Below are 350 nucleotides of genomic sequence, written 5' to 3'. Positions count from 1 at the left end.
GTCGGTGAGGTCGTCCGCGGGAACGTATACGGCCTGGATCGAGGTGATCGAGCCTTTCTTGGTGGAGGTGATGCGCTCCTGCAGAACGCCCATCTCTTCGGCCAGGGTCGGCTGATAGCCCACCGCGGACGGCATACGGCCCAGCAGTGCGGATACTTCGGTACCGGCGAGGGTGTAACGGTAGATGTTGTCGATGAACAACAGAACGTCACGGCCTTCGTCACGGAACTTCTCGGCCATGGTCAGGCCGGTCAGTGCGACGCGCAGACGGTTGCCCGGCGGCTCGTTCATCTGGCCGTATACCAGGGCTACCTTGTCCAGTACGTTGGAGTCCTTCATCTCGTGGTAGA

General features: G+C 61.1%; 1 pseudogene. It reads right to left on the bottom strand.

The annotated features are described in order from the left end of the window. Positions 1 to 350 (bottom strand): annotated as a pseudogene (locus ACLJNW_RS23745) (F0F1 ATP synthase subunit beta); the annotation flags it as partial.

This window comes from Salmonella sp. SAL4457 (assembly GCF_046548235.1).
GTDB lineage: Bacteria > Pseudomonadota > Gammaproteobacteria > Enterobacterales > Enterobacteriaceae > Salmonella > Salmonella enterica.
The sequence above is the reverse complement of the archived record's forward strand: the minus strand, read 5'-3'. Positions and strand labels throughout refer to the sequence as shown.